This is a genomic window from Acidovorax cavernicola (assembly GCF_003581445.1).
In genome coordinates, this window is record NZ_QXMN01000109.1 from 1 (window position 1) to 3,240 (window position 3,240).

The 3,240-nt window shown below is 65.5% G+C and carries 3 protein-coding genes and 1 pseudogene; 1 reads left to right on the forward strand and 3 read right to left on the reverse strand.

Annotation, left to right across the window (positions count from 1 at the left end; translation table 11 throughout):
• Window positions 1-107 precede the first annotated feature (107 nt).
• Window positions 108-1,211: a D-alanyl-D-alanine endopeptidase gene (gene pbpG, locus D3H34_RS31180; RefSeq protein WP_119558699.1), complete on the forward strand. Its 1,104-nt coding sequence runs from the start codon at window positions 108-110 to the stop codon at window positions 1,209-1,211.
• Between the two features lie 90 nt (window positions 1,212-1,301).
• Here pbpG and D3H34_RS31185 read toward each other — a convergent pair whose 3' ends face one another.
• The 3 genes and pseudogenes from D3H34_RS31185 to D3H34_RS31195 all read right to left on the reverse strand — a co-directional run.
• Window positions 1,302-2,120, reverse strand: a complete 819-nt coding sequence (locus D3H34_RS31185) for an IclR family transcriptional regulator (protein WP_119558700.1) — start codon at window positions 2,118-2,120, stop codon at window positions 1,302-1,304.
• A gap of 73 nt (window positions 2,121-2,193) precedes the next feature.
• Window positions 2,194-2,967 carry an arginyltransferase gene (locus D3H34_RS31190; protein WP_119558701.1) on the reverse strand — a complete coding sequence of 258 codons (774 nt, stop codon included), beginning with the start codon at window positions 2,965-2,967 and terminating at the stop codon, window positions 2,194-2,196.
• A pseudogene (locus tag D3H34_RS31195) lies at window positions 2,964-3,240 on the reverse strand (leucyl/phenylalanyl-tRNA--protein transferase); the annotation flags it as partial. The pseudogene D3H34_RS31195 and the gene D3H34_RS31190, both read right to left, overlap by 4 nt.

The window sequence follows — 3,240 nt, forward strand, 5'->3', positions numbered from 1 at the left end:
CTATAATCTCGCTCACATTCTCAAAAAAGTCGTGCAACTCGTTGTTTTGTGCGACTTTTTTGATTCTGCTACACTGTTTTTCTACTTTTGCTGCTTGGAGCATTTGGATGCACCACCGTCACCGCACCGTGATTGCCCGTCTCTTTCAGGCTTCGGCCGTGCTTGCCTTGAGCGGGATGCTGGCCCTTCCAGGGGCTTACGCGGCGCAGAAGAAAGTGGCGAAAAAGCAGCAAGCCAGCAGCGCAAGCAAGCCCGCGCGTGCCAGCAAGGCCGTCAACACTTCCAAGGCCAAGGCCGCGCCGCGCAAGCAGGCCGCAGCGGGCAAGTCCGGCCGGGCCGTCGCGGCCAGCGCCCGCAGCCCGGTGCGAGCGGTCGCTTACGCGCCCGCGCGCCAGTCGTTCGGCCAGCTCGCCGGCCTGCATGACGTCACCGACCCGCTCGATCTGAAATCGAGCGTGGCCCTGGTGGTGGACCAGGATACGCACGAAGTCCTGCTGAGCAAGAACGACCATGCGGTGCTGCCCATTGCTTCGCTGACCAAGCTCATGACCGGGCTGATCATCTCCCAGGCCCGGCTGCCGATGGACGAAGTCCTGACCATCACCCAGGACGACGTGGACACCGAGAAGGGCAGCAGTTCGCGCCTGCGCGTGGGCGCGACGCTCACGCGTGGCGAAATGCTGCATCTGGCGCTGATGTCGAGCGAGAACCGCGCCGCCCATGCGCTGGGCCGTACCTATCCCGGCGGCCTGGCGGCGTTCGTGACGCAGATGAACGTCAAGGCCAAGCTGCTGGGCATGACCGATACCAAGTATGTCGAGCCCACGGGCCTGTCGAGCCGCAACCAGTCGAGCGCGCGTGACCTCGCGGTGCTGGTCAATGTCGCCCATGGCGATCCGCTGGTGCGCGAACTCAGCACCTCGCCGGGCTACGAAGTGGCCCAGGGCCCGCGCACGCTGCAATACAACAACACCAACCGCCTGGTGAAGAGTCCGGCCTGGGAAATCGGTCTGCAGAAGACCGGCTATATCTCCGAAGCCGGCCAATGCCTGGTGATGCAGGCCGAAGTCGCGGGCCGCAAGCTGATCATGGTGTTCCTCGATTCCGCCGGCAAGTTCAGCCGCCTGGCCGACGCCGAGCGCGTGCGCCACTGGGTCGAAAACCAGGCCGGCGCGGCCGCAGTCCTGGCCAGCCACAAGATAAAGGGCTGAAAGCCTCCGGCCTTTTAAACTGGCGTGTCCCGGCGCAGGGACCGCAAGCCAGGAGCCTCCAAGCGGCGCAAGCCGCTCGGGGGCTTTGATTTATCCGGCTGTACTGGTGGCGGGCATGCCATCCACCGAGCGCCAGCCGGCGAAGCCCAGCGACATGGAAATTTCCGCGGCCGTGGACTGCAGCCGGGGCAGCCAGCCGTCGTCGATGCGATCGGCGGGTGCCGAAATCGACAGTCCCGCGACCAGCTTGCCCTGGTCGTCATAAATGCCTGCGGCAATGCAGCGCACGCCCAGTTCCAGTTCTTCGTTGTCGCGCGCAATGCCGTATTGGCGCGCCTTGGCGAGTTCGTGCTCGAGCACGCTGAGCTGGGTGATGGAGTTGTGCGTATTGCCCGCGAGGCCGGTGCGCGTGGCGTAGGCGCGCACGCGCTGCGGGTCGTCGGCGGCGAGGAACAGCTTGCCCGTGGACGTCAGGTGCAGCGGCGCATGGCCGCCGATGGCGCGCACCACCTGCATTCCCGAGCGCTCGCTGTAGGTGCGCTCCACATAGACGATTTCATCGCCCTGGCGCACGCTCAGGTTCACGGGCTGCTGGATCTGCTTGTGCAGCAGGCGCATGGGCACCATCGCGGCTTCGCGCACATTGAGGCGCGCCTTGACCAGGTTGCCGAGCTCGAGCAGGCGCATGCCCAGGCGGTAGCTGCCCGACTCGGGGCGGTCGACGTAGCGGCCTATGGTCAGGTCGTTGAGGATGCGGTGGGCCGTGGACGGATGCAGGCCGGTTTTTTCGCTGATTTCCTTGAGCGACACCGCTTCCTCGCGCGAGGCCAGCACGTCGATGAGGGTGAACATGCGTTCGAGAACTTGGACGCTGGGTGCGGAGGGGGTGCCGGGATCGGATATTTTCATAATGCGGAAGCGGGACGGCAATGCGCGATTCTAGCGCCTGCCCGCGGGCAGCTGCAGGAGTGGCGCCGCGCGCCTACGAAAGCGGTTCGCTGCGCGCCGGGCGCGGCGCGCGGTCTATGCGCTCCCAGACGTCCTGGGTGCGCACTTCATGCGGCAGAAAGCGCGACTTGTAGTCCATCTTCGTGCTGCCTTCTATCCAGTAGCCGAGGTAGACGTAAGGCAGGCCCATGGTGCGCGCCTGCTCGATCTGCCACAGCACATTGAACGTGCCGTAGCTCACATGGGGCTCGGGTTCGTAGAAGGTGTAGACCGCCGACAGGCCGTCTTCGAGCACGTCGAGGATGGAGACCATTTTCAGAGCACCCGGCGCATCGCCGGTCGCGGGCGCGCGGAATTCCACCAGCCGCGAGTTGACGCGGCTTTGCAGCAGGAACTGGGTGTACTGGTCGATGCGGTCTTCGTCCATGCCGCCGCCGCTGTGGCGCTGGCGCTGGTAGCGCAGGTAGAGTTGGTAGTGTTCGTCGCTGAAGCTCAGGCGGCAGATCGAGACCTGCAGGTCCTGGTGCCGGACCAGGGCGCGGCGCTGGCTGCGATCGGGGCGGAACGCGCTGGTCAGCACGCGCAGTGGAATGCAGGCGCGGCAGCCGTCGCAGTAGGGCCGGTAGGTGAACATTCCGCTACGTCTGAAACCCATTGTGACCAGTTCGGAGTAGGTCGCGTTCTGGATCAGATGGCTGGGCGTGGCCACCTGCGAGCGCGCCATCCGCCCGGCAACGTAGCTGCAGGGATAGGCCGCAGTTGCGTAGAACTGCAGGGCCTGAAGAGGGAGGTCGTTGAGTTGCGTCATGCGGGGCTCAGCCAGTCCCAGTATACGGCGTCGAAGCGCCAATCCATACGCGGCCGTTGGCGCTGGCGCTCGACCTCGGCCAGAAATTCGCGCCGCGGCATGGTTCGCGCTCCCAGCGAGGCCAAGTGGGGCGTGGCCTGCTGGCAGTCGATCTGCGTGGCCCCGTGCCGGCGGCATAGCGCGACCAGTGCGGCGAGCGCGATTTTGGAGGCATCGGTCGCATGCGCGAACATCGACTCGCCGAACACCGCGTGGCCGAGCGCGACGCAGTAC